The following is a 1,577-nucleotide window of genomic DNA, read 5'->3' on the forward strand; positions in this document are numbered from 1 at the left end:
CGGCCACCGCTGCCGTCGGGGACATCTGCCACTCCGACCTCCCCGGCGAGGCGTACACGACCCTGCGCCTGATCGACGCGGGCGGACCCTTCCCGTACAGCCAGGACGGCTCCGTCTTCCAGAACCGGGAGGGGATCCTGCCGGCCCACTCGCTCGGCTACTACCACGAGTACACGGTCAAGACCCCCGGGTTCTCCACCCGTGGCGCCCGCCGGATCGTGACCGGCGACTCGGCGCGGGAGGACTACTACACGTCCGACCACTACGCGTCCTTCGACCTGATCGACTACGGCTGCTGAGCCCGCCCGGACAGGTCAGGCGCGGCGCGGTGACGTCCACTCCAGACGGGTCCTGACCCGGGGATCGTGGACGTACTCCAGGGCGGCGAGCGCCGTCTCCCGCGCCGCGCCCTCCGGGTCGCCGTCCGCCAGGGCCGAGGCCAGCGCGTCGACGGCGCGCGGGTCCTGACGGATCGCGAGCCCCCGCGCGGCCTCGGCCGCCGTCTCCGGATCGGTGTCGCCGAGCCGCTCGGCGAGCCCCTCCCGCACCAGAGGGGTGTCGTCGGGCAGCTCGGCGAGTGCGAGCGTCGCCCAGTCCCGTACCCGCGCGTCCCCGTCCCGGCTCAGCGCGAGCAGCACCCCGAGCGCCTCCGGGTGCCCGGCCGGCACGATCCCGGCGAGCGCCCCCGCGACCGCCCGCCGGACGGCCGCGTCGGGATGCCCGGCCGCGGCGAGGAGTTCGGGTACGGCGGCCGGATCCCCGCACTCCCCGAGTGCCGACACCACCGACAGGACCGGCTCCCGCGCCGGCACCGGCGACGGCCCCGGCTCCCGCGCGGACGGGACCCGTCGGAGCCCCGCCGGTCCCGGCTCCCGTGGCGGCGCCGCCGCCACCGTCACCTCCGCCGCGAGCCGGCGCAGCACCGGGACCGCGCTCGCCGCGAAGCCCGGCAGCGCGCCGAGCACCCGCGCGCCCAGCGCCCGGCGCAGCGGGTCGCGGTACGCGCACCACGCGGCCGCCGCCACGAACGTCTCCTCGTCGGCCCGGCCGGCGAGTTCGGCCACCGCCGTCGTCCAGTCGTCGAGCTCCGGATCGCCGCAGCGCAACGCCCGCGCCGCCAGCTCCTCGTGCGAGGTGTGCAGACCGAGCGCCGCCTCGATGAGGGTGGCGATCGCCGCGTGCCCGGTCTGGCGGTCGTCGCCGCGGCCGGGCGCGCCGTCCTCCCGCAGCAGCTCGACGACCACCGTCACCCCGCCGTCCTCGCGGACGCGGCGGACCACCGCCTCGTACGTCTGGCCGCCCCCGTTGCCCGCGACGAGTCCGCGCCGAAGCTCGGCCGCCATGTCGACGCCGATCCAGCGCCGGGCCTCCCGCAGCAGCTCGACGACCACCGTCACCCCGCCGTCCTCGCGGACGCGGCGGACCACCGCCTCGTACGTCTGGCCGCCCCCGTTGCCCGCGACGAGTCCGCGCCGAAGCTCGGCCGCCATGTCGACGCCGATCCAGCGCCGGGCCTCCCGCAGCGCGGCCTCCCGGGAGTTCGCCCCGTGGTCGAGCAGCGCCCGTACGCAGCCGGT

General features: G+C 77.5%; 2 protein-coding genes. One reads left to right on the forward strand and one right to left on the reverse strand.

Annotated elements, in window-relative coordinates; all coding sequences use genetic code 11:
- Nucleotides 1–299 (forward strand): ribonuclease domain-containing protein (locus AOK00_RS33575; protein WP_055603924.1); only part of this gene is annotated, 299 nt, incomplete at its 5' end.
- 15 nt (nt 300–314) lie between these two features.
- Here AOK00_RS33575 and AOK00_RS33580 read toward each other — a convergent pair.
- Nucleotides 315–1,577: HEAT repeat domain-containing protein (locus tag AOK00_RS33580; RefSeq protein ID WP_254047597.1), on the reverse strand; the 1,263-nt coding region annotated here is incomplete at its 5' end.

Origin of the sequence: Streptomyces aureus, from assembly GCF_001418135.1 — a bacterium.
Classification (GTDB): domain Bacteria; phylum Actinomycetota; class Actinomycetes; order Streptomycetales; family Streptomycetaceae; genus Streptomyces; species Streptomyces aureus_A.